The 22348-nt window shown below is 61.2% G+C and carries 19 protein-coding genes and 2 tRNA genes; 9 read left to right on the forward strand and 12 right to left on the reverse strand.

Features of this window, described 5'->3' with window-relative positions; all coding sequences use genetic code 11:
• Window position 1 precedes the first annotated feature (1 nt).
• Together N8H74_RS24175 and gltX are read right to left on the reverse strand one after the other, a co-directional pair.
• Window positions 2–77: transfer RNA gene (locus tag N8H74_RS24175), tRNA-Ala, on the reverse strand.
• A 203-nt stretch (window positions 78–280) separates the two neighbouring features.
• A complete protein-coding gene (gene gltX, locus N8H74_RS24180) occupies window positions 281–1762 on the reverse strand; it encodes a glutamate--tRNA ligase (RefSeq protein WP_262150882.1) in 1482 nt (493 codons plus the stop codon).
• A gap of 230 nt (window positions 1763–1992) precedes the next feature.
• Here gltX and N8H74_RS24185 point away from each other — a divergent pair, with 230 nt between their 5' ends.
• Together N8H74_RS24185 and N8H74_RS24190 are read left to right on the forward strand one after the other, a co-directional pair.
• A complete protein-coding gene (locus tag N8H74_RS24185) occupies window positions 1993–3042 on the forward strand; it encodes an HlyD family secretion protein (RefSeq protein ID WP_217830584.1) in 1050 nt (349 codons plus the stop codon).
• 49 nt (window positions 3043–3091) lie between these two features.
• Window positions 3092–4582 (forward strand): MDR family MFS transporter, encoded by a 1491-nt coding sequence (locus tag N8H74_RS24190; RefSeq protein WP_217830631.1) that lies wholly within the window; start codon window positions 3092–3094, stop codon window positions 4580–4582.
• Between the two features lie 59 nt (window positions 4583–4641).
• Here N8H74_RS24190 and uvrB read toward each other — a convergent pair whose 3' ends face one another.
• Window positions 4642–6657, reverse strand: coding sequence for an excinuclease ABC subunit UvrB (gene uvrB, locus N8H74_RS24195; RefSeq protein ID WP_262150884.1), 2016 nt, complete (start codon window positions 6655–6657; stop codon window positions 4642–4644).
• A 338-nt stretch (window positions 6658–6995) separates the two neighbouring features.
• On the opposite strand from uvrB, the gene N8H74_RS24200 reads away from it, so the two are divergent.
• The 3 genes from N8H74_RS24200 (at window position 6996) to N8H74_RS24210 (ending at window position 8647) form a co-directional block, all read left to right on the forward strand.
• Window positions 6996–8192 carry an amino acid aminotransferase gene (locus N8H74_RS24200; RefSeq protein ID WP_217830586.1) on the forward strand — a complete coding sequence of 399 codons (1197 nt, stop codon included), beginning with the start codon at window positions 6996–6998 and terminating at the stop codon, window positions 8190–8192.
• 108 nt (window positions 8193–8300) lie between these two features.
• The gene (locus tag N8H74_RS24205; protein WP_217830587.1) at window positions 8301–8501 is read left to right on the forward strand and encodes a hypothetical protein; all 201 of its coding nucleotides are present in this window, start codon (window positions 8301–8303) and stop codon (window positions 8499–8501) included.
• A gap of 70 nt (window positions 8502–8571) precedes the next feature.
• Window positions 8572–8647, forward strand: a tRNA-Asn gene (locus tag N8H74_RS24210).
• A gap of 119 nt (window positions 8648–8766) precedes the next feature.
• Here N8H74_RS24210 and N8H74_RS24215 read toward each other — a convergent pair.
• A complete protein-coding gene (locus N8H74_RS24215) occupies window positions 8767–10287 on the reverse strand; it encodes a nucleobase:cation symporter-2 family protein (protein ID WP_217830588.1) in 1521 nt (506 codons plus the stop codon).
• 256 nt (window positions 10288–10543) lie between these two features.
• Here N8H74_RS24215 and N8H74_RS24220 point away from each other — a divergent pair, with 256 nt between their 5' ends.
• Both N8H74_RS24220 and N8H74_RS24225 read left to right on the forward strand, forming a co-directional pair.
• On the forward strand, window positions 10544–10828 hold the full coding sequence (locus N8H74_RS24220; RefSeq protein ID WP_217830589.1) for a BrnT family toxin: 285 nt from the start codon (window positions 10544–10546) through the stop codon (window positions 10826–10828).
• 3 nt (window positions 10829–10831) lie between these two features.
• Window positions 10832–11167: a BrnA antitoxin family protein gene (locus N8H74_RS24225; protein ID WP_262150887.1), complete on the forward strand. Its 336-nt coding sequence runs from the start codon at window positions 10832–10834 to the stop codon at window positions 11165–11167.
• A gap of 3 nt (window positions 11168–11170) precedes the next feature.
• Here N8H74_RS24225 and N8H74_RS24230 read toward each other — a convergent pair whose 3' ends face one another.
• Together N8H74_RS24230 and xth are read right to left on the reverse strand one after the other, a co-directional pair.
• Window positions 11171–11998 (reverse strand): arylamine N-acetyltransferase, encoded by an 828-nt coding sequence (locus N8H74_RS24230; RefSeq protein ID WP_262150889.1) that lies wholly within the window; start codon window positions 11996–11998, stop codon window positions 11171–11173.
• 99 nt (window positions 11999–12097) lie between these two features.
• Window positions 12098–12892 carry an exodeoxyribonuclease III gene (gene xth, locus N8H74_RS24235; protein WP_217830592.1) on the reverse strand — a complete coding sequence of 265 codons (795 nt, stop codon included), beginning with the start codon at window positions 12890–12892 and terminating at the stop codon, window positions 12098–12100.
• Window positions 12893–13014: 122 nt separating this feature from the next.
• Here xth and N8H74_RS24240 point away from each other — a divergent pair, with 122 nt between their 5' ends.
• Window positions 13015–13602: a GNAT family protein gene (locus tag N8H74_RS24240; protein ID WP_262150891.1), complete on the forward strand. Its 588-nt coding sequence runs from the start codon at window positions 13015–13017 to the stop codon at window positions 13600–13602.
• A gap of 5 nt (window positions 13603–13607) precedes the next feature.
• Here N8H74_RS24240 and N8H74_RS24245 read toward each other — a convergent pair whose 3' ends face one another.
• Together N8H74_RS24245 and N8H74_RS24250 are read right to left on the reverse strand one after the other, a co-directional pair.
• The gene (locus N8H74_RS24245) at window positions 13608–15050 is read right to left on the reverse strand and encodes a mechanosensitive ion channel family protein (RefSeq protein WP_217830594.1); all 1443 of its coding nucleotides are present in this window, start codon (window positions 15048–15050) and stop codon (window positions 13608–13610) included.
• Between the two features lie 138 nt (window positions 15051–15188).
• Window positions 15189–16055 (reverse strand): pirin family protein, encoded by an 867-nt coding sequence (locus N8H74_RS24250; RefSeq protein ID WP_262150894.1) that lies wholly within the window; start codon window positions 16053–16055, stop codon window positions 15189–15191.
• Between the two features lie 230 nt (window positions 16056–16285).
• Here N8H74_RS24250 and dkgB point away from each other — a divergent pair, with 230 nt between their 5' ends.
• Window positions 16286–17089 (forward strand): 2,5-didehydrogluconate reductase DkgB, encoded by an 804-nt coding sequence (dkgB, locus tag N8H74_RS24255; RefSeq protein WP_262150896.1) that lies wholly within the window; start codon window positions 16286–16288, stop codon window positions 17087–17089.
• A 4-nt stretch (window positions 17090–17093) separates the two neighbouring features.
• Here the strand turns inward: dkgB and N8H74_RS24260 are convergent, their stop codons facing one another.
• The 4 genes from N8H74_RS24260 to N8H74_RS24275 all read right to left on the reverse strand — a co-directional run bounded on the left by N8H74_RS24260 (window position 17094) and on the right by N8H74_RS24275 (window position 22333).
• Window positions 17094–20306: a transporter substrate-binding domain-containing protein gene (locus tag N8H74_RS24260; RefSeq protein WP_262150898.1), complete on the reverse strand. Its 3213-nt coding sequence runs from the start codon at window positions 20304–20306 to the stop codon at window positions 17094–17096.
• A gap of 9 nt (window positions 20307–20315) precedes the next feature.
• Window positions 20316–20942 carry a response regulator transcription factor gene (locus tag N8H74_RS24265; protein WP_262150900.1) on the reverse strand — a complete coding sequence of 209 codons (627 nt, stop codon included), beginning with the start codon at window positions 20940–20942 and terminating at the stop codon, window positions 20316–20318.
• A 130-nt stretch (window positions 20943–21072) separates the two neighbouring features.
• Entirely contained in the window at window positions 21073–21492 is a 420-nt protein-coding gene (locus tag N8H74_RS24270) for a chemotaxis protein CheY (protein WP_262150914.1), read from the reverse strand.
• A gap of 124 nt (window positions 21493–21616) precedes the next feature.
• Window positions 21617–22333 (reverse strand): MgtC/SapB family protein, encoded by a 717-nt coding sequence (locus N8H74_RS24275; protein ID WP_262150916.1) that lies wholly within the window; start codon window positions 22331–22333, stop codon window positions 21617–21619.
• Window positions 22334–22348 lie beyond the last annotated feature (15 nt).

Here is a 22348-nt window from a genome sequence, read left to right on the forward strand (position 1 = left end):
TTGGTGGAGCTAGACGGGATCGAACCGTCGACCTCTTGCATGCCATGCAAGCGCTCTCCCAGCTGAGCTATAGCCCCTCATCGTTGATGTCATCGCTGAGGACGGGGCGAATCTTAAGGGCGTATCGAAAGCCTGTCAAACTTATTTTTCAAAAAATTTAAAATTTTTTGTCGGCATAACAATCACTTACCACCCTCCCCCCGAAAATCCGGGGGGAAAACGCCGAAGGGCAGGATCAAAAGATCCTGCCCTTCGGTGCTTACTGCAGAGTCAGATGCAATCAGGCGATGTTGCCCAACAGCTTTTCCCACTCTTTGTTTTCTTTCTTCGACACGCCGCCCAGCAGGTCAATCGCCTGGCGCAGACGGAAACGGGTCAGGTCCGGGCCCAGGATTTCCATCGCATCGAGCACCGAAACGGAACTCGCCTGGCCGGTGATCGCCGCGAACATCAACGGCATCGCATCACGCAGTTTCAGCTCCAGGGATTCGACCACCGCCTGAATCGTCGCGGTGATGGTGTCCTTCTCCCACTGCCGCAGGCTTTCCAGCTTCCACAGGATCAACTGCATCAATTGCCGAACCTGATCGCCGGAGAGTTTCTTCGACTCGAACAGCTTGGCATCCGGGTTCACGCCCCCGGCGAAGAAGAACCCGGCCAGCGGTGCAACCTGGCTGAACGTTTCGACGCGACCCTGAACGTGCGGCGCGATCTTCATCATGTATTCGGCGTTGAACGCCCACTTCTGTACCCGCGCGGCGAACTCTTCCACCGGCAGGTCACGCAGCCACTGGCCGTTGAGCCACGACAGTTTCTCGATATCGAAAATCGGCCCGCCCAGGGACACGCGGCTGAGGTCGAAGTTGTCGACCATTTCCTGCAGCGAGAACTTCTCGCGCTCGTCCGGCATCGACCAGCCCATGCGGCCCAGGTAGTTGAGCATGGCTTCCGGCATGAAACCCATGCGCTCGTAGAACGTCACCGAGGTCGGGTTCTTGCGCTTGGACAGCTTGCTCTTGTCCGGGTTACGCAGCAGCGGCATGTAGCACAGGGTCGGTTTTTCCCAACCGAAGTACTCGTAGAGCAAGATCAGTTTCGGCGCCGACGGCAGCCATTCTTCGCCACGCAGCACATGGGTGATGCCCATCAGGTGGTCGTCGACCACGTTGGCCAGGAAGTACGTCGGCAGGCCGTCGGTCTTCATCAGCACTTGCATGTCCATGCGATCCCATGGGATCTCGACATCGCCACGCAGCATGTCCGGCACCACGCAGACGCCCTCGCTCGGCACTTTCATGCGGATCACATGCGGCTCGCCAGCGGCCAGGCGGCGCGCGACTTCTTCCTTGGACAGCAGCAGCGCACGACCGTCGTAACGCGGGGTTTCGCCGCGAGCCATTTGCTCGGCGCGCATCTGGTCCAGCTCTTCAGCGGTGCAGAAGCACGGGAAGGCGTGGCCCAGGTCGACCAGTTGCTGGCAATACTTCTGGTAGATATCGCCGCGCTCGCTCTGCCGGTACGGACCGTGCGGGCCGCCGACGTCCGGGCCTTCGCTCCAGTCGATGCCGAGCCAGCGCAGGGCGTCGAAGATCTGCTGTTCGGACTCGCGGGTCGAACGCAACTGGTCGGTGTCTTCGATCCGCAGGATGAACTCACCGCCATGCTGCTTGGCAAAGCAGTAGTTGAACAATGCGATGTAAGCGGTACCTACGTGGGGATCCCCGGTAGGCGATGGCGCGATGCGAGTGCGGACGGTGGTCATGGCATGTCTCGAAAAGAATGAAAAGCAAAGAACAATCAAGCGGCGAATGGTAACAGGCGACACCCGCCCCGCTCCAGCGGACAGGGCATTTAAGCCAAGTTTGCGTCTGTAACGCCCGTTGGCCGTGGTGAATGGCCGAATATCAGCGCATGGCATTTACCGCTTGTCGGCTGTATGCCAGATTCCCCGCCTGATAACTTTCCTTACAATTCCTCGACTACAGTTTGCCCATGCCTGCCCAACTCAAGCGTCGCCTGTCCATTTTCCTGCTGCTCGTCCTGCTGATTGCCGGGGGCTTTTTCGCGCATTGGTTTTTCAAGGGGCGCTTTTATGAAAGCACCGACAACGCCTATGTCCAGGGTGAAATCACCCGCGTGTCGAGCCAGTTGAGCGCGCGGATCGATGAAGTGCTGGTGCAGGACAACCAGCACGTCGAAAAGGGCCAGTTGCTGGTGCGTCTCGAAGGCAATGACTTCAGCCTGGCGGTAGATCGCGCCAATGCCGCCCTCGCCACCCGCGAGGCCGAGCGCCAGCAGGCGCAAAGCAAACTGACCCAGCAAGCCAGCCTGATCGCCGCCAGCGATGCGCAAGTGGCGACCACGCAAGCGACCCTCGGTCGCTCGCAGATCGACCTGTCCCGCGCCCAGACCCTGCGCAAGCCCGGCTATGTGTCCGAGGAGCGCGTGACCACCCTCTCTGCCGACGCCCATATTGCCCGCTCACAAGTCGCCAAGGCTCAGGCTGACGCGCAGAGCCAGCGCCAACAGGTCAACGCCCTGACCGCCGAAATCAAACGCCTCGACGCACAGATCGCCAACGCCCGCGCCGACCTCGCGCAAGCCCGACTGAACCTGACCCGCAGCGAAATCCACGCGCCGATCAGCGGCCTGATCGGCCAGCGCGCGGCGCGCAATGGTCAGGTGGTGCAAGCCGGCGCATACCTGCTGTCGATCGTTCCGGACGAAGATATCTGGGTGCAGGCCAACTTCAAGGAGACCCAGATCGGCCGCATGCAGCCAGGGCAAAAGGCCGAACTGGTGTTCGACGCCTATGGCGACACCCCGATCGAAGCTCGGGTCGACAGTCTGTTCGCCGCCTCCGGGGCGCAGTTCAGCCTGCTGCCGCCAGACAATGCCACCGGCAACTTCACCAAAGTCGTACAACGGATTCCGGTAAAACTGACGTTCAAGGCTGACAACCCGCTGCACGGCAAGATTCGTCCGGGCATGTCGGTCACCGCCACCGTGAATATCAAAGACGCCCCAGACAATGGCCGGTGATGCGCTGATCCGCCCGGTCGGCGAACCGACGCGGCGGGACTGGATCGCGGTGATGAGCGTGATGCTCGGCGCATTCATGGCAGTGCTCGACATTCAGATCACCAACTCCTCGCTCAAGGATATTCAGGGCGCGTTGTCGGCCACGCTGGAGGAAGGCTCGTGGATTTCCACCTCCTACCTGGTGGCGGAAATCATCATGATTCCGCTGACCGCGTGGCTGGTGCAGTTGCTGTCGGCGCGACGGCTGGCGGTGTGGGTGTCGCTGGGCTTCCTGATTTCCTCGCTGCTGTGTTCGATGGCCTGGAGCCTGGAGAGCATGATCGTGTTCCGCGCCATGCAGGGTTTCACCGGCGGCGCGCTGATCCCGCTGGCGTTCACCCTGACGCTGATCAAACTCCCCGAACACCACCGCGCCAAAGGCATGGCGATGTTTGCCATGACCGCCACCTTCGCCCCCTCCATCGGCCCCACGCTGGGCGGCTGGCTCACGGAAAACTGGGGCTGGGAGTACATCTTCTATATCAACATCCCGCCGGGCCTGATCATGATCGCCGGGCTGATGTACGGCCTGGAGAAGAAAGAAGCGCATTGGGAACTGCTGAAAAGCACCGACTACACCGGCATTCTCACTCTGGGCGTCGGCCTCGGATGCTTGCAGGTATTTCTTGAGGAGGGCCACCGCAAGGACTGGCTCGAATCCAACCTGATCGTGACGCTGGGCAGCATCGCGCTGCTGAGCCTGATCACCTTCGTGATCGTGCAGTTTTCCAAGCCCAATCCGCTGATCAATCTGGGCATCCTGCGCAATCGCAATTTCGGCCTGTCGAGCATTTCCAGCCTCGGCATGGGCGTCGGGCTGTACGGCTCGATCTACCTGCTGCCGCTTTATCTGGCGCAGATCCAGAACTACAACGCCCTGCAAATCGGCGAAGTGATCATGTGGATGGGCGTGCCGCAGTTGTTCCTGATTCCGCTGGTGCCGAAACTGATGAAATTCGTCTCGCCGAAATGGCTATGCACTATCGGCTTTGGTTTGTTCGGGCTGGCGAGTTTTTCTTCGGGGGTGCTCAACCCGGATTTCGCCGGGCCGCAGTTCAACCAGATCCAGATCATCCGCGCCCTGGGTCAGCCCTTGATCATGGTGACCATTTCGCTGATCGCCACCGCTTACATCCTGCCGCAGGACGCGGGTTCGGCGTCGAGCCTGTTCAACATTTTGCGCAACCTCGGCGGCGCCATCGGCATCGCCCTGCTCGCGACCTTGCTGGATGCGCGAACCAAGACCTACTTCGATTATCTGCGCGAGGCGGTGGTGCCGACCAATCCACAAGTGGCCGAGCGGCTGGCATCGATGGCGGACCGCTTTGGCAGCGAGAATGCGGCGCTGGGCAAACTCAGCGAGATCGTGCATCAGCAGGCGCTGATCATGGCCTACAACGATGCGTTTCATTTTGTCGGGATTGCGCTGGGGGTCAGCATGCTGGCGGTGTTGCTGACCAAGAAGCTGCCGGCGGGATTGAAGGCCGGGGAAGCGCACTGACCGAGATTGCGGCCTCTTCGCAGATTTACCCGCGAAGAGGCCCGCTCAGGCGCTGAAGATCAAACGTTCAACAACCGCTCGCGAAGTTTGGCAATCTCGTCGCGCATCTGCGCCGCCGCTTCGAACTCCAGATCCCGCGCCAACTGGTACATCTTCTCTTCCAGGGCGCGAATCCGTTTGGTGATCTCGCTGGGCGAGCGCAATTCGGCTTCGTATTTGGCGTTTTCCTCGGCAGCCTTGGCCATGCCTTTGCGCTTCTTGCTGCGCGAGCCAGGCACGGTGGCGCCTTCCATGATGTCGGTAACGTCTTTGACCACACCCTTGGGGACGATGCCGTTGGCTTCGTTGAAAGCGATCTGCTTCTCGCGGCGACGCTCGGTCTCGCCGATCGCCCGCTCCATCGAGCCGGTCATGTTGTCGGCATACAGAATCGCCCGGCCATTGAGGTTCCGCGCCGCACGGCCGATGGTCTGGATCAGCGAGCGCTCGGAACGCAGGAAACCTTCCTTGTCCGCGTCGAGAATCGCCACCAGCGACACCTCGGGCATGTCCAGGCCCTCACGCAGCAGGTTGATCCCGACCAGCACATCGAAAGTGCCCAGGCGCAGGTCGCGGATGATCTCGACCCGCTCCACGGTGTCGATGTCCGAGTGCAGATAGCGCACGCGCACGCCGTGGTCCGCCAGGTAATCGGTGAGGTCTTCGGCCATGCGCTTGGTCAGCGTGGTGACCAGCACCCGCTCCTCGACCGCCACCCGCTTGTTGATTTCCGAAAGCAGATCGTCGACCTGGGTCAGCGCCGGGCGCACCTCGACCTGCGGGTCGACCAGCCCGGTCGGGCGCACCACCTGCTCGATCACCCGTCCGGCGTGTTCGGCTTCGTAGTTGCCCGGCGTTGCCGAGACGAAAATCGTCTGCGGGCTGACCCCCTCCCACTCGTCGAAACGCATGGGCCGGTTGTCCAGCGCCGATGGCAGACGGAAGCCGTACTCCACCAGCGTTTCTTTGCGCGAGCGGTCGCCCTTATACATTGCGCCGACTTGCGGGACGCTGACGTGGGACTCGTCGATCACCAGCAAGGCGTCGGCCGGCAGGTAATCGTAGAGCGTCGGTGGCGCCGCGCCCGCCGGGCGTCCCGAAAGGTAGCGCGAGTAGTTTTCGATGCCGTTGCAGTAGCCGAGCTCGAGGATCATCTCCAGGTCGAAACGGGTGCGCTGCTCCAGACGCTGGGCCTCGACCAGTTTGTTGCTGTTGCGCAGGTATTCCAGGCGCTCCTGCAACTCGACCTTGATCCCTTCGATGGCATCGAGCAGGGTTTCCCGGGGTGTCACATAGTGACTCTTCGGATAGAACGTGAAACGCGGCAGTTTGCGGATGACCTCGCCGGTCAGCGGGTCGAACGCGGAAATGCTCTCCACCTCGTCATCGAACAGCTCGATGCGGATGGCTTCGAGGTCGGATTCGGCCGGATAGATGTCGATCACATCACCGCGCACCCGGAAGGTGGCGCGGGCGAAATCCATGTCGTTGCGAGTGTATTGCAGGTCGGCGAGGCGCCGCACCAGCGCACGCTGATCGAGTTTGTCGCCGCGATCGACGTGCAACACCATCTTCAGATAGGTTTCCGGACTGCCCAGGCCGTAGATGCACGACACCGTGGTGACGATGATTGCGTCCTTGCGCTCGAGCAACGCCTTGGTCGCGGACAGGCGCATCTGCTCGATGTGGTCGTTGATCGACGCATCCTTCTCGATGAAGGTGTCGGACGATGGCACATAGGCTTCGGGCTGATAGTAGTCGTAGTAGGAAACGAAGTATTCGACGGCGTTGTTCGGGAAGAACGACTTGAATTCGCCGTACAACTGCGCCGCCAGGGTCTTGTTCGGCGCCAGCACCAGCGTCGGCCGCTGCACCTGGGCGATCACGTTGGCAATGCTGAACGTCTTGCCCGAACCGGTCACGCCGAGCAGCGTCTGGTGCGCCAGACCGGCTTCAATGCCTTCGACCATCTGGCGAATGGCTTCCGGCTGATCGCCGGCGGGAGCGAAGCGGGTGACGAGCTGAAATTCGGACATAAATACCTCTGGGGGTCGCAACGCTCCGGTTCAACCGGCAGGCCACGGAAAAGACCGATAACGAGCGATGTCGCCCGAGGAAAAATCAGGATTGTGCTGAATGTGGAGCCGATTGCCTGCTCTTTCAAGGCAAACGTCCTACATCCGGTAAAGTCTCTGACATATTCAATCGACTAACGGTCGAGAAATAATCGGAAAAACTTACCGTAAAAGCCGATTCGCCTGTCGCCATGCGTCGCAGATGGCCTCTATACTAGCTCCCCGTTTGTGCACCGCTCTAGTGCATTCGGCTGGAGCGCGACACGTCCCTCCATACTCCATTCAGAGCCGCCGCAAAAATGAGCCTGTTCTCCGCTGTCGAAATGGCACCCCGCGATCCAATCCTGGGCCTCAACGAAGCATTCAACGCCGATACCCGTACCGACAAGGTCAACCTGGGTGTAGGTGTCTACTGCAACGAAGAGGGGCGAATTCCACTCCTGCGCGCCGTGATCGAGGCCGAAACCATTCGTGCCGCTCAGCACGCTTCCCGTGGCTACCTGCCGATCGACGGCATCGCCGCCTACGACCAGGCGGTGCAGAAGCTGCTGTTCGGCAATGATTCGCCGCTGCTGGCTGCCGGTCGTGTCGTCACCACTCAGGCGGTCGGCGGAACCGGCGCACTGAAGATCGGTGCAGACTTCCTCAAGCAACTGCTGCCGAACGCCGTTGTGGCGATCAGCGACCCGAGCTGGGAAAACCACCGCGCGCTGTTCGAAACCGCCGGTTTCCCGGTGCAGAACTATCGCTACTACGACGCCGCCACCCACGATGTGAACCGTGCCGGCCTGCTCGAAGACCTCAACGCCCTGCCGAACGGCTCGATCGTTGTGCTGCACGCCTGCTGCCACAACCCGACCGGTGTCGACCTGAGCCCGAGCGACTGGAAAAACGTTCTGGAAGCCGTGCGCGCCAAAGGTCATGTGCCGTTCCTCGACATGGCCTACCAGGGCTTTGGTGACGGCATCGCCGAGGACGCCGCTGCCGTGCGTCTGTTCGCCGAGTCGGGCCTGACCTTCTTTGTTTCCAGCTCGTTCTCCAAATCGTTCTCGCTGTACGGCGAACGCGTCGGTGCGCTGTCGATCATCAGCGAGTCGAAAGAAGAAAGCGCCCGTGTTCTGTCGCAAGTCAAACGCGTGATCCGCACCAACTACTCCAACCCGCCGACCCACGGTGCAAGCATCGTCGCCGCTGTGCTGAACAGCCCTGAACTGCGCGCGCAATGGGAAGCGGAACTGGCGGAAATGCGTCTGCGGATTCGCGGCATGCGCGAGCAAATGGTCGATCTGCTGGCGCAAAAAGCCCCGCAGCGTGACTTCAGCTTCGTCGGTCGTCAGCGCGGCATGTTCTCCTACTCCGGCCTGACCGTTGAACAGGTTCACCGCCTGCGCAACGAATTCGGCATCTACGCCCTGGACACCGGCCGCATCTGCGTCGCCGCACTGAACCAGAGCAACATCAAAGTGGTCACGGATGCGATCGTTCAGGTCATCTGATCCGCTGCAGTGATGAAAAACGGGAAGCCTTCGGGCTTCCCGTTTTTATTTGTCCTCTAGACTGCATGCATGCACCAATGCGTCAGCCCAAGAAATGGTGAGAACCCCATGAAAAACGATGACCTGCGCGCCGACCGCGATGAGCTGGACTATTATTCACCCCGCACCTCGGGCAAACGCGAAAAGAGCCTGGTGCTGCAAGTCGCGGCCGGGGTATTTCTCGGCGGCCTCGCCCTGTGGCTGGTGCAACTGGCCGCCACCGCGCTCTACGCCAAACTGCTGATGGGCACGTTCACCTTCGGTGGCTGAAGCGTTGCCTGCAAAAAGTTTCCCGGCAATGCTTGACTAGTCGTTTCAAATCAGTAAGATACGCACCAATTCCGCAATAGCTCAGTTGGTAGAGCAAGTGACTGTTAATCACTGGGTCCCTGGTTCGAGTCCAGGTTGTGGAGCCAAATAGCAAAGCCCCTGAATCGAAAGATTCAGGGGCTTTTTTGTGGGCGATCGAAAACCGGGCGCCCAACAAAAAGGCCGGTCTGTTTGCAGACCGGCCCTTTTTCATTCCATGCCGCGATCAGACATGCTCGCTGCTTTTCGCATGCGCCCTCGGCGCGCCATGTTCATGCTCGGAATCCACTTCGATCACCGGCACTTCATTACCGTCGCAGTCATGCAGTTTACCGTCGCTGAAGTAATCGCCCTCACGCAGCGCCGCCAGATCCCGATAACGCAGGGTCCGCTCCTCCGCCGCCGCGAAGACCGATTGCTGGTCCGAGTTGCCGGCAGTGAAATGGTTGAACGCCAGGTTCAGCAAGATCGCCATGATCGCCGAGGAACTGATGCCCGAATGGAAAATGGTCGCGAACCAGCTCGGGAAGTGATCGTAGAAATTCGGCGCCGCAATCGGAATCATGCCGAAACCGATGGAGGTGGCAACGATGATCAGGTTGACGTTGTTGCGGTAGTCGACCTTGGACAAGGTGCGAATTCCGCTCGCCGCCACGGTGCCGAACAGCACGATACCGGCGCCGCCGAGTACCGAAGTCGGCACTGCCGCGATCACCCGGCCCATGAAGGGCAGCAGGCCGAGGATCACCAGGAACAGGCCGCCGGTCGCCACCACATAGCGGCTCTTGATCCCGGTCACCGCCACCAGCCCGACGTTCTGGGCAAAGGCACTCTGGGTGAAGGAACCGAAGATCGGCGCGATCATGCTCGACAGCATGTCCGCCCGCAGGCCGTTGCCCAGGCGCTTGGAGTCGACCTTGGTGTCGATGATTTCACCGACCGCCAGAATGTCCGCCGAGGTTTCCACCAGGGTCACCATGACCACGATGCACATCGACAGGATCGCGGCGAAGTGGAAGGTCGGCGTACCGAAATGGAACGGTGTCGGGAAGCCGAACATCGGGCCTTGGGTGACGCTGGAGAAGTCCGCCATGCCAAGGAACACCGCCAGCACGGTGCCGATCACCATCGCCAGCAGAATCGACAGGCGCGAGATGGTCGCACTGCCGACCTTGCTCAACAGCAGCACCAGCACCAGCGTGACCGCTGCCAGACCGATGTTCTGCATGCTGCCAAAGTCGGGAGCGTGGCTGTTGCCGCCCATCGCCCAGCGCGCGGCCACCGGCATCAGCGTCAGGCCGATGGTGGTGATCACAATGCCGGTCACCAGCGGCGGGAAGAACTTGGTGATCCGCGAGAACACCGGGGTGATCAGCAAGCCGATCAGCGACGCGGCAATCACCGCGCCCAGCACCGACTGGAAGCCGCCCTCCCCGCCACTGCTGACAATCGCCACCATGGTCGCGACGCCGGAAAACGAAACGCCCTGTACCAGCGGCAACTGACAGCCGAAAAACGGTAGACCCAGGGTTTGCAGCAACGTGGCCAGTCCCCCCGCAAACAATGAAGCAGCAATCAACAGACCGATGTCCGCCGGCGACAAGCCGGCAGCCTGGCCGATGATCAGCGGCACCGCGACGATACCGCCATACATGGTCAAAACATGTTGCAGGCCGTAAGCCATATTCGCGCCGACCCCGAGGTTTTCGTCCTCGGGCCGTTGGTGTGAAACATGGGGCGTTTTCATGGTTGGGGGATTCCCTGGTTTTTGTTATGCGCACACTGTATTCAACAGTCGTGACAAATGTCTATAGAGTTGTATACAACTTGTCAGTCACATAATGGATAGGTAGCCACTCAAGCTTTCTATCCCGGCCCTTCCAGCCCCACAAATCCGGCAACACATCCCTGCCGGCCACTGCCGCATATCCCACTAGGCTGAAGTGCTCATAGCGACCAGCGGTCAAGTCGTCCTTCTTTTACATACATATAAAATATGCATAATGAAGTCATTCAACATTCAATACGACAGAAGCAAAAACGCGGCCAACAAGCTCAAGCACAAAGGCATCAGCCTCGCCGAGACAGAACCGGTGTTTCATGACGAACGTGCCCTCACCCTCGAGGACAACGATCACGACGAACAACGCTGGATCACCCTCGGCCTTGATGCCAAGGGTCGCTTGCTGGTGGTTGCCTACAGTTATCGGGATCCCAATGTCGTACGCATCATTTCCGCGCGCGCCGCTACCCCCAGCGAGCGGCGCCAGTACTATCTGGAGGCTTGATTCATGAAGGACGAGTTTGATTTCACCGACGCCAAACGCGGAGCCGTTGCCCCCGCCAAAGGCAAGACCCGCATCACCATCATGCTCGACGACGCCGTCATCGAGGCGGCCCGTACCGTGGCCGAAAGCGAGGGATATGGTTACCAGACGGTCATCAACAACACCCTGCGCCATGCCCTGCTCGACACCGGCGACCTGGCCGAGCAGGCTGATCAGGGCACTCATTTGGGGCAATTCAAGAAAGGCATCACCGCCACCGACCTCAAGAGCCTTGAGAAAAAACTGTCGGCGGCGATCAATGAAATCCGGCGGGTGCTGGAGCCGGATGTGAAGCCCTAGGCTTCAGGCAGGCTGGATCAGCCGGGCAAGCGCCGGTCGGGCTTGTGGCCGGTTTGGCACACGCAAATCGAACTCACGCTCGAGCAACTGGATCAACTCGTCGACATCCGTCACCTCACGCCGCTCGCTCTCGGCGCCCATGCGGTGGATCGCGAAACTGCCATTGTTCAACGTGCGCCGCCAGCCGTCGCCGGTGCGCGCGACCATCAAACGCTGGGTAAACGTTGAGTCCGCGTGGGTCGAGACGTACCAGTTGCCAAGGGTGTAGTCGATGTCTTCCTGGCGCTGCAGATCGAACAGGTACATCGGCCGCCATTCCCCCGCGACCCTGGCCCGCAGCATGTAGCCGTCCGGTTGCACCTCGATGCGATAGGGTTCATGCGGGGTTGACTGCTCGGCGTCGGTATCGAGCAGCAGCGGCGCGGTCGGCACCATGCCGCCGAAGCCGACGTCGGTGATGTAGCGCACGCCGTCGATGTTCACCAGGGTCAACCGATGGGTGCGGGCCGTCCAGCTGCCCTCGGGCTGGTTCATGACCACCCGACCGCTGATTCCCCGTGCCTCGAAACCCAGTTCCAGCAGCAACGCCAGAAACAGGTTGTTGAGTTCATAGCAGTAGCCCCCTCGCCCACCGTGCAGGACTTTCTGCTCCACGGACGGCAAGTCGATCAGCACCGCTTCACCGCTGATGGTCGACAGGTTCTCGAAGGGAAAGACGCCGGTGTGGCGCAACTGCAACCGGCGCAGGGTGTCGAGGGTCGGCGCGGGTGGTGCGTCGAATCCCAGGCGTTGCAGGTACAGGTGCAGATTCGTCAGGCGTGGCTCGCTCATTGCTCGGTCCTTATCCATGGGGCCGCGGATCACTCCGCCGATGATCGCCATGTATACGGGATCCGCCGCCCGGATCGACAATTGATTTCGCCAATCGTCCTAACGTTTCTTGCGCGAGCCGATGCGAATCCACGTCGGCGCATGGTCGCTGGCGTGCGGTTCATTGCGTACCCAGGCATCCACGCCCGCCTCATGCAGATACGGACTCAGCGCCGGATTGAGCAACAGATGGTCGATCCGCAGCCCGGAATTCTTCTGCCAATGCTGACGGAAATAGTCCCAGAACGTGTAGAGCCGGTCTTGCGGGTACAGATGCCGCAACGCATCCGTCCAGCCCTGATCCAGCAAGCGCTGATAACATGCGCGACTTTGCGGTTGCAGCAGCGCGTCCTTGAGCCAGGAGCGGGTGTTGTAGATGTCCAGATCGGTCGGCACCACGTTGTAATCGCCGGCCAGCACCACCGGATGGTCACTGCCTTGCAGATCCCTGGCGTAGGTGATCAGACGCTCGAACCAGGCCAGTTTGTAATCGAACTTCGGCCCCGGTTGCGGGTTGCCGTTGGGCAGATACAGACAGCCGACCAGAACCCCATGCACCGCTGCTTCCAGATAGCGGCTGTGGGTGTCGTCGGGATCGCCCGGCAGCCCCCGGCGACTTTCCAGCGGTTGCGCATCACGCGCCAGAATCGCCACGCCGTTCCACGACGCCTGGCCGTGCCAGAGGGCACCGTAGCCGGCCGCTTCCAGCTCGGCGACAGGAAAGGCGCTATCCACCGACTTGAGTTCTTGCAGACAGGCAATGTCCGGTTGCTCGCGCCCGAGCCATTCCAGCAGGTTCGGCAGACGGGCGCGCAAGCCGTTGACGTTGAAGGTGGCGATCCGCAGGTTTTTCATCGTCGAAGGCTCCTGCCCGTGGGATGTAAAAAATCTGACCTTGCGGTGGCGGCGCGGGTTGCATTGGATCCGCCCGTTACGGCGTAATGAGTCCTCGCCTGAATTGCCGAGAGCCACATCCCATGCAAACCACACTGGAAAGCCAGGGCATCCTCCTGCGTCCCCTGCAATATGCTGACGCCAGCGCCCTGCTCGACGCGGCCTCCGATGGTGAGCTGTGGAAGCTCACGGTCACCGTGGTGCCCTCCGCGACCACCCTCGACAGCTATTTGAAAAAGGCCCTGGACGGCCGCGAGGCGGGTACGGTGATGCCGTTTGTCATCGTGTTGAAAGACACTGGCGAAGTGATCGGTTCGACCCGCTTCTGGAAGATCGACCCACTCAACCGCAAGCTGGAAATCGGTAGCAGCTGGATCTCCGCGCGCTGGCAGAAAACCTTCGTCAACACCGAAGCCAAGTACCTGATGCTGCGCCATGCGTTCGACGTGCTCGACTGCGTGCGCGTGCAATTCACCACCGACGAAAACAACCAGAAATCGCGCAACGCCATCCTGCGTCTCGGCGCACAGCAGGAAGGCATCGTCCGGCATGAGCGGATCATGCCGGACGGCCGCAAGCGCAATTCCGTGCGCTTCAGCATCATCGATGACGAATGGCCGCAGGTGCGGCTTGAGCTGGAGCGCAAACTCGCGGGCTACCCGCGACGCTGAACGCCCTAGGCGCGATGACGCAGCCAGTGCAAAAAGCCTTTTTTCGCCACGACCACCGGCGCTTCCTGGGTCAGGGACTGGGCCTTTTGCAAGCGGAAGTCGAGCAACGCCTTCATCGCATCATTGATGTCGTGACGAGCATCCAGACACGGCTTGAGGTAGGACTTCTCGATGCGGTACAGGGCACAGAAGGTCTTGGCCGTGAAATCGGCGGGCACCGAGGAATCCGAAAGAATCCCGGCCTCGCCGATCACTTCACCCGGCCCCATGCGCCCGGACTCCAGCGGTTTGCCGTGGACCTTCAATGTCACCGAGATCACCCCGGACTCAATGATGAACAAATGATCGCTGACCTCCCCGCCCGCCAGGATGAGCTGGCCAGCGCGGAAGGTTTGCAGGGTCATGTTCTGGCTGAAGGTTTCCTTTTCTTCCTGACGCAGGGTGGAGAAAATCGGCGAGCTGTCCAGCAGCGCTCGTGGCCGCGAAAGGTTGCTCGAGGCGCCGGGTTCATCGCTCGACAGCAGGTTGACCCCGGACGCCTGCAAATGCCGGTAAGCCAGATCGAACAGTTGATTGCGCACCACACGCTTTTCGCCCATCGAGGCGACGAATCCGCTGATTTCATATTCCGCGCCGGCACTGCTGGAGTTTTTCAGTGCGACACTGGGCGCCGGGTGGTCGAGCAACTGGCGGCAGCCTTGCATCGCTCGCTCCAGCGCATCGATTACCGAATTTGGCCGCGTATGCGGACTGACCTGCACGCTGATGGCGACGCCAAACATATTGCTCGGCCGGCTGAAGTTGATGATCTTGGCCTTGGCCGCCAGCGAGTTGGGAATGACCGCCATGCTGCCCTGACTGGTTTGCAGGCGCGTGGCGCGCCAGTCGATATCGGTCACCCGGCCTTCGGTGCCATCGATGGAGATCCAGTCATCCAGCTGATAGGGCTTGGTGGTGTTCAGCACGATCCCGGAAAACACGTCGCTCAGCGTGCTCTGCAGCGCCAGACCCACGATAATCGCCAACGCCCCGGACGTCGCCAGCACGCCTTTGACCGGCAGTTCCAGCACATAGGCCAGCGCCGCGATGATCGCGATCAGGAAGATCACCGCACCGAGCAGGTCCTGCAACAGCCGCCCGGTATGCCCGACCCGCTGCATCATCACCGCGCCGATCAGCACCGTCAGGGTGCGCGCGCCGAACAGCCACCAGCCGATCTGCAGCCCGGTCGCCGCCAGGTGCAGCGGCACGTTGTCAGCCCACGGTGGCGCCTCCATCGGGTTGAGACCCTCGTTGAACAGCAAAACGCTGAACAGGATGAAGATCACCACCCGCACCAGGTGCTTCCATTTGCTGCCCTGGGCGCTGATCAGACGCCACAGAACGAGATCGACGAGGATCAGGATCATCGCGCAAATCAGCGGATGTTCGGTGAGAAAGGACAACATCAAACGACTCCGACAGAGGCCAATCGCGAGAAGATCGCACAGATTGGCTCAGTGTAGGAGCAATTGATTTCAGGAGATGAAGGGGCTCTCGAAAAGACCCGAAAAGCCCACTCTCACAAGGGAGTGGGCGTGACGCTATCAGACGGGCATGCGACCGAAGCGACCGGACTGAAAGTCCGCGAAAGCCTGGTGGATTTCCTGCTCGGTGTTCATCACGAACGGGCCATGCCCGACGATCGGCTCGTCAATCGGCTCGCCGCTGAGCAACAAGACCATCGCGTCCTCACTGGCTTCAAGGGTCAATTGACGGCCATCGCGTTCGAACAGCACCAGTTGGCCCACCTGCACCGACTCTGAACCATTGACCTGCACCGTCCCTTTCAACACCACCAGCGCGGTGTTGCGGCCTTCGTGCAGATCCAGGGTCAGCAACTTGCCGGCGTTGAGGCGCAGATCCCACACATCGATCGGTGTGAACGTCCTGGACGGGCCTTTGCGGCCGTCGAACTCACCCGCGATCAAACGCAGGCGACCGGCGCCACCCTTGAGCGCGATGCTCGGGATGTCGCGATCGAGAAGGGTCTGGTAACCGGGCGCGGCCATTTTGTCCCTGGCCGGCAGGTTGACCCACAACTGGACCATTTCCAGATTGCCGCCAGTCCGGGCGAAATCATCGGAGTGGAATTCCTCATGCAGGATCCCGGACGCCGCCGTCATCCACTGCACGTCACCCGGACCGATGGTGCCGCCACTGCCGGTGGAGTCGCGGTGCTGCACTTCGCCTTCGTAGACAATCGTCACGGTTTCGAAGCCGCGATGCGGATGCTGGCCCACGCCCCGTCGCTCGGTGGTCGGCGTGAACTGCGCAGGCCCGGCATGATCGAGCAGCAGGAACGGGCTGATGTGCTTGCCCATCGAATCGTAGGAAAACAGTGTGCGCACCGGAAAACCATCGCCGACCCAATGGCCGCGAGGGCTGGTGTAAATGCCAAGGATGTTTTTCATGCGGGCTCCTGGAATGAGTTTGGACATGCATTGATATTAAATCCGTAATCTATTCGACACTAGACCACTGAAACCGGCTTAATCGTCTCACCAGTAGAACGATCACCTGGCGCTCGCGCCCACCCGATTCGTGACTTGCACTCAACAGTGCTTTGCCCAACCAGCGGTTTTTCTCACGGAAACAGATGCGGATACTGCTGCCCATTCCCACTGCAATCCTGGAGTCACGCATGTCTGTTCCCGCTTTCGGTCTTGGTACGTTTCGACTGCAAGGCCAGGTGGTCATCGATTCGGTGAGCACCGCCCTCGAACTCGGCTACCGGGTCATCGACACCGCACAGATCTACGAAAACGAAGCCGAAGTCGGCCAGGCCATTGCGGCCAGCGGCATTGCCCGCGAAGAGTTGTTCATCACCAGCAAGATCTGGATCGCCAACTTCGCCGGGGACCAGTTGATTGAGAGCCTCAAGGAAAGCCTGCAAAAACTGCGCACCGACTATCTCGACCTGACCCTGATCCACTGGCCGTCGCCGGAAGATCAAGTGCCGGTGGCAGAATTCATGGGCGCCCTGCTGGAAGCCAAACGCCTGGGCCTGACCCGGCAGATCGGCATTTCCAACTTCACCATTGATCTGATGAAGCAGGCGATTGCCGCCGTTGGCGCCGAGAACATCGCCACCAATCAGATCGAGCTGCACCCGTACCTGCAAAACCGCAAGGTCGTCGAGTTTGCCCAGCGTCATGGCATCCAGATCACCTCGTACATGACCCTGGCTTACGGCGAAGTACTGAAGGATCCGCTGATCGAGCAAATCGCCCAGCGTCTGCAAGCAACCCCGGCGCAAGTCACGCTGGCGTGGGCCATGCAATCGGGCTACGCGGTGATCCCGTCGTCGACCCGGCGCGTCAACCTGCACAGCAACCTCGGCGCCACCGCCCTGACCCTGAGCGATGCCGACATGGCGCTGATCGCCACCCTCGAGCGCGGCCATCGCCTGACCAGCCCGAAAGGCATTGCGCCGGCGTGGGACTGATCGTCTAGCCCTGCAACCGCTGCGCGAGGTCGGACATGGCCACGCGCAGCCTCGCTGCCGCTGTCGCCAGCGCTCCGCCCTCGGCGTCACGGCACGCCACTTCAAGCTCCCGGCAGGCAGCCACCACCCGCGCCGCGCCGATCATCTGCGCACCGCCCATGACGTGATGGGCCAGTTCGCCCAACCCTGCCCGATCCTCTTGCTGATTAAATGCATCCAGTCGTTGCAGGTCGCGGTGCAAGTTGCTCAGCACCTCCTCCAGCAAACGCGGAATCAGTTCCGGGTCAGCGGTTGCCAGTTGCTCCAGTCCCCGAAGATCGAGATCGGCAAACGGCGGCTTTGGCTCGTTTGCGCCGTGGTGCGCGATGCCGTTCAAGGCCTGACGCAGATCCTCCAGGCGGATCGGTTTGAACAGGCAGCCATCCATGCCCGCCGCCAGGCAACGACTCTTTTCTTCGGCCTGGGCATTGGCGGTAAAACCGAGCATCAGGCAGCGCGCCCGCCCCGTCGCCGCCTCCTGCTCGCGCACCGCTTGCGCCAGTTGATAACCGTTGCGGCGCGGCATGTTGCTGTCCGTGATCAGCACATCGAACGAGCCCTCGCGCCACAGCGCCAGCGCCTCGTCACCATCGCCCGCCTCGACGGTGAGGTGGCCGAGTTCGTGCAACTGGCGGCACATCAGCAAACGGTTCACCGGGTGATCGTCCACCACCAGTACGTTCAGCGTCCGGGCCGAAGCAACCGGCTCAAGAACCGGTTCGGCATCACGTTCCAGTGCGGCCAGCACTGGCAGTTCGATGCCCATGACCACTTGAGTTCCACATCCCGGCTCGCTGTCCAGCGCCAGATGCCCGCCCATCATTTCCCACAACGTCCGGCTGATCGCCAGGCCCAGACCGGAGCCGCTGCGCACGGTCTGTGAGTCGCCGCCGACCTGGACGAACGGGCTGAACAACCGCTGACGGTCTTCGGCGCTGATGCCGATGCCGCTGTCCTGAACCGTGATCGTGACACCGATGTGCCCGGCCTTCAGCGCCGTCACCCGCAACAGCAGGCTCACTTCGCCCTCGTCGGTGAACTTGATGGCGTTGCTCAGCAGATTCGACAGAACCTGCTTGAACCGCGTCGGATCGAGCAACACATCGACGTCGCTGCGGGCATCCAGCTCGACGTACCACAACAGCAGTTTGTGCCGCGCCAGGCCCTCGAACACCCGCCCCACCGACGCCACCAGTTCCCGCAGATTGACCCGTTCGGGCGCGAGGGACAGATGCCCCGACTCGATCCGCGCGATGTCGAGAATGTCACCGATCAACCCCAGCAATTGCTGACCGGCCGAGGACGCCACCTCAATGGCCTGGCGATCGGTCACTCCTTCCCCGGCACGTTTGAGGGCCAGTTCGAGCATGCCGAGCAAGGCGTTCATCGGTGTGCGGATTTCATGGCTCATGGTCGCCAGGAATGTCGACTTGGCGCGATTGGCCTCGTCGGCCGCCTCCTTGGCCTCCTGCAATTTGCGCATCCATTGCTGGCGCTGACGGATCTGCCGGCGTTGAAAAGCGATCCAGCCCAGCGCCAGCAACAACAACCCCGCGGCACTGGCAAAACCCTGAAGGATTTGCCGGCGATGACGCTGCCAATAGCTGTCGTTGACGATCAACTGCTGGCTCCAGCGTGAGACCAGGTCGTCCATTTCCTGCGGGGCGATGCTCAACAACGCCTTGTTCAGGATCGAATGCAGTTGCGGCGCATCCAGCGACGTCGCCATCGCCACCCGCGCCGGTTGATCGCCCACGGTACTGACGATGCGCAGGCGATCGCGGTAATGCCGGTCGATCAGATAACGCGCCACCATCAGTGAACTCAAGGTTGCGTCCGCCTGGCCCTTGAGTACCCGCTCCGTGCCGTCCGCCGGACTCGGCACCTCGACCAACTGGAGGTGCGGCACCTGCTGCAACAGATAATCGCGCAACCCGTTGCCGCGATAGAGCGCCAGCCGCTTGCCTGCCATGTCGTCCAGGCTGCGCGGCGCCTGCGCTTTCGAATCGGTGACCAGCACGAACGGGGTATTGAGGTAGGTCCGGGTGAACCGCATTTCGAGTTCGCGCGCGCTGCTCGGCGTCAGCACCGGCAGCACATCGAGTGCCCCGGCCTTGAGCTGCTCGATCTGGCGATCCAGCGATTGCCCGCGCACCACCTCGAAGCGCAGCCCGCTGCGCTGGCTGATCAGGTTGAGCAGTTGCGCGGTCAGGCCACTGAACTGGCCATCGGCGTCATGGAAGGTCAGCGGCGCAAAGTCATCGATGGCCCCCACTCGCACCACCGGATGCCGCTCCAGCCACGCTTGCTCGCTGGCGCTCAGGCTGACTTGCGATTGCCCGAGGATGTCGGCGCGACCGGCGCTCCAGCGCAGCTCCATGGACAGCCGCTGCTGCATCGGAATCGCCAGCAGCGCCTTGTCGACCAGGCGTTTCAGGCGCTCATTGCTGCGAGCCAGGGCAAAGGCAAACGGATTGGCGTCCAGCCCGGAAGGTCCGGCCAGTTGCAGATCGTTGCGAAAATGGGTGTTGATCAGGTAGCTGGCGCTGATGAAGTCGCCGAGGTACAGGTCATTCGCGCCGAACGCCACGGCGCCGAGGGCATCGAGGATTGACGGGTAACGGACCCAGATCGCGCCGGGATACGCCTTCTGCACGGTTGCCGCCGGCAGGTAATCCTCGACCATGGCGATGTGTTTGCCTGTCAGGTCCGGGGGCAACGCTTCGTTGAGCCGGGTCACCCACATCGGCTGATCCTCGGCGTAGGCCCGGGACAGCATCAGCTCGGGATCGGCAATCTCGAAGTTGTTCGAGGTGCCGAGCAGATCCAGATTGCCGGTCTTGAGCGCGGCCATGGCGCTCTCGCGATCCGGGTAGTGCCAGACCTCGATCCCAACCTTCAATACCTGCGCCAGCGCTTCGGCGTATTCGGCGGTGAGGCCTTCCAGCTCATGCTGGTTGCGGGTCAATTCGAACGGTGGATAGTCAGGCCCCGAGACGCCGACGCGCAGTCGGGGATGGGCGCTCAACCACTGGCGATCCTGCTCGTCGAGACGGATCTGCACATTCTCCAGCGGAGCGCGGGTCATCACCTCCAGCCTCTGCACCGACCCGGCCGCCGGCACCCCAACACTGGCGAGCATCAGCAGCAACGAGAAAAGCAGCCCTGGCAGACTCATGCACGGCCCTCAGATCAGCTGGTTGCGCTTGGCCAGTTCTCGCAACAGCACCAACGAACCGATACCCAGCTTGATCATCAAGCGGGTTTTGTAGGTGCTGATGGTTTTGTGACTCAGGTGCATTTCTTCGGCGATGTCTTTATTGGCCTTGCCTTGAGCCAACTGCACCAGGATGTGCAATTCCCGATCGGAGAGCTGATCGATCAACTGCTGCTCGTTACTTTGCACGGCGTATTTTCCCGCGTGGGGCTCACTCGATTCGGGGAAATAGGTGTAACCGGCGCGAACGGCCTTGATCGCGTTCTGCAGTTGTTGCAGATCGGCGGACTTGGTGACGTAGGCCATCGCCCCGGCCCGTCGGCACCGCGCGAGGTAATGCGCGGAGTCCTTGGAAGTGAACACCACCACCTTGCAACTCAACCCGATGGCCCGGATACGCTCCAGCGAATCCAGCCCGCTGTTTGCGCCCAGCTCCAGGTCGAGCACAACCAGCGCCGGCGCATGCTGGCGGATCATCGGCACCACGTCGACACTGCTCGACACCATATGGACTTGCTTGTAACCGTGTGTTTTCAGAACCCCCTGGAGGGTGATGGCGACCACCGGATGATCTTCGACGATCATTGCAATTTCCATGACCACTCCCGAGGCGAATACATGACGAGGACGCCGCCGCTCGGGTTCGAACGGGGCGCGACAGTGGCTGCGCCACGACTGTTACACGGAAAACGAGGCAAAACACCTGTCAGATCTGACAGGTGCGCAATCAACCGAATTGTGCTTGGGTCCGCCATTGCGATAACGGCGCACAGGCGTCGGAGCTGGCCGAATGCTCGACCGCCGCCATCAACCGCTCGATCGCACACACCGATGGCAACGTCGCGCGGCTGGCGTGCACGTTGTCCTGGAGAGGCCCGCAAACAGGATCGTTGTAGATCAGGGCGTGACGGACGTGCAGGCTATCGAGCAGAAATTCATGCAGATTCAGCCTGTTCGCCGCCAGATCGGCGTTGACCACCACCCCGTCGAACGGCTCGCAGCTGTAATCGATCAGCATCAGAAACTCATCAAGACTCTGCACCGGCGCGATGCGGTAGTAGTCGAGGCGATTGAACATCCGTTCGATCTTCATTCGGTGAAAATGCTGCGGATCGGCGATAAGAATCCGCAGAGTTTTGTTGATCATCGTCGCTGTCCGTTGGGTGCTTGCCGAGTGCAGCAAGACTACCCAAGCGATGCCGCAGGCTCTGTAGGACAATTCCGAAAAATTGGGCCGCCTATCAGGATCAAGTACGTCACCCCACTACGTCTTACTCCGTCGTACTCGGACTCCAGAACGCCTGCATCACCAGCGCCGACGTGGAGATTCGCGCCACCAGTGCATCCAGCTCATCACCGTCCACCGACGTGGTCGCCAGCGTCGCTTCGATCTCCACTTCTTCGGCGCCGAAGGCATGCACATCGACATCGCTGGCCGGGTAGTTGCTGCGTTCCAGTTCGGCCTCAAGCAAGGCCAGCACGGCTTTCTGCTGCGAACGCCGGGCGATCACGTAGACGATATTGGTGACCTCCGCCGAAACCACATCCAGCGGCTGGCGGTTGATGTTGTTGACGATCGGTCGCAGCAAGGTATTCGCGGCGAGCACGAACAGCGTGCCGAGCACGGCTTCGGCCAGCAGGTCGGCACCGGCGCAGGCACCGACCGCCGCCGACGTCCAGAGCGTCGCGGCGGTGTTGAGGCCGCGCACGTTGCCTTCTTCGCGCATGATGACCCCGGCGCCGAGAAAGCCGATGCCGGACACCACGTAGGCGACCACTCGCACCGCGCCTTCGGCGCCGCCGAGCCGGTTGGCCATGTCGACGAAAATCGCCGCGCCGACCGCCACCAGCACATTGGTGCGAAGCCCCGCCGTGCGTTGTCGGTACTGGCGCTCGAAGCCGATCAGACCGCCGAGAATGAACGCCGCGCTGAGGCTGACCAGAGTGTCGAGCAGCGAGGCCAGGTTGAGGTTGTTGATGGCTTGCATGATCAACTCCTTGAA

This window comes from Pseudomonas sp. B2M1-30, from assembly GCF_025447575.1.
In the GTDB taxonomy this organism is placed as follows: domain Bacteria; phylum Pseudomonadota; class Gammaproteobacteria; order Pseudomonadales; family Pseudomonadaceae; genus Aquipseudomonas; species Aquipseudomonas botevensis.

Excerpts from the sequence above, each read along its gene's own strand:
- N8H74_RS24250 (WP_262150894.1), bottom strand. The coding sequence starts at position 16,055 with ATGAAAAACATCCTTGGCATTTACACCAGCCCTCGCGGCCATTGGGTC.
- N8H74_RS24220 (WP_217830589.1), top strand. The coding sequence starts at position 10,544 with ATGAAGTCATTCAACATTCAATACGACAGAAGCAAAAACGCGGCCAAC.
- N8H74_RS24270 (WP_262150914.1), bottom strand. The coding sequence starts at position 21,492 with ATGATCAACAAAACTCTGCGGATTCTTATCGCCGATCCGCAGCATTTT.
- N8H74_RS24245 (WP_217830594.1), bottom strand. The coding sequence starts at position 15,050 with ATGTTGTCCTTTCTCACCGAACATCCGCTGATTTGCGCGATGATCCTG.
- gltX (WP_262150882.1), bottom strand. The coding sequence starts at position 1,762 with ATGACCACCGTCCGCACTCGCATCGCGCCATCGCCTACCGGGGATCCC.
- N8H74_RS24265 (WP_262150900.1), bottom strand. The coding sequence starts at position 20,942 with ATGGAAATTGCAATGATCGTCGAAGATCATCCGGTGGTCGCCATCACC.
- N8H74_RS24240 (WP_262150891.1), top strand. The coding sequence starts at position 13,015 with ATGCAAACCACACTGGAAAGCCAGGGCATCCTCCTGCGTCCCCTGCAA.
- N8H74_RS24225 (WP_262150887.1), top strand. The coding sequence starts at position 10,832 with ATGAAGGACGAGTTTGATTTCACCGACGCCAAACGCGGAGCCGTTGCC.
- N8H74_RS24260 (WP_262150898.1), bottom strand. The coding sequence starts at position 20,306 with ATGAGTCTGCCAGGGCTGCTTTTCTCGTTGCTGCTGATGCTCGCCAGT.
- N8H74_RS24205 (WP_217830587.1), top strand. The coding sequence starts at position 8,301 with ATGAAAAACGATGACCTGCGCGCCGACCGCGATGAGCTGGACTATTAT.
- dkgB (WP_262150896.1), top strand. The coding sequence starts at position 16,286 with ATGTCTGTTCCCGCTTTCGGTCTTGGTACGTTTCGACTGCAAGGCCAG.
- N8H74_RS24215 (WP_217830588.1), bottom strand. The coding sequence starts at position 10,287 with ATGAAAACGCCCCATGTTTCACACCAACGGCCCGAGGACGAAAACCTC.
- N8H74_RS24185 (WP_217830584.1), top strand. The coding sequence starts at position 1,993 with ATGCCTGCCCAACTCAAGCGTCGCCTGTCCATTTTCCTGCTGCTCGTC.
- xth (WP_217830592.1), bottom strand. The coding sequence starts at position 12,892 with ATGAAAAACCTGCGGATCGCCACCTTCAACGTCAACGGCTTGCGCGCC.
- N8H74_RS24200 (WP_217830586.1), top strand. The coding sequence starts at position 6,996 with ATGAGCCTGTTCTCCGCTGTCGAAATGGCACCCCGCGATCCAATCCTG.
- N8H74_RS24230 (WP_262150889.1), bottom strand. The coding sequence starts at position 11,998 with ATGAGCGAGCCACGCCTGACGAATCTGCACCTGTACCTGCAACGCCTG.
- N8H74_RS24275 (WP_262150916.1), bottom strand. The coding sequence starts at position 22,333 with ATGCAAGCCATCAACAACCTCAACCTGGCCTCGCTGCTCGACACTCTG.
- uvrB (WP_262150884.1), bottom strand. The coding sequence starts at position 6,657 with ATGTCCGAATTTCAGCTCGTCACCCGCTTCGCTCCCGCCGGCGATCAG.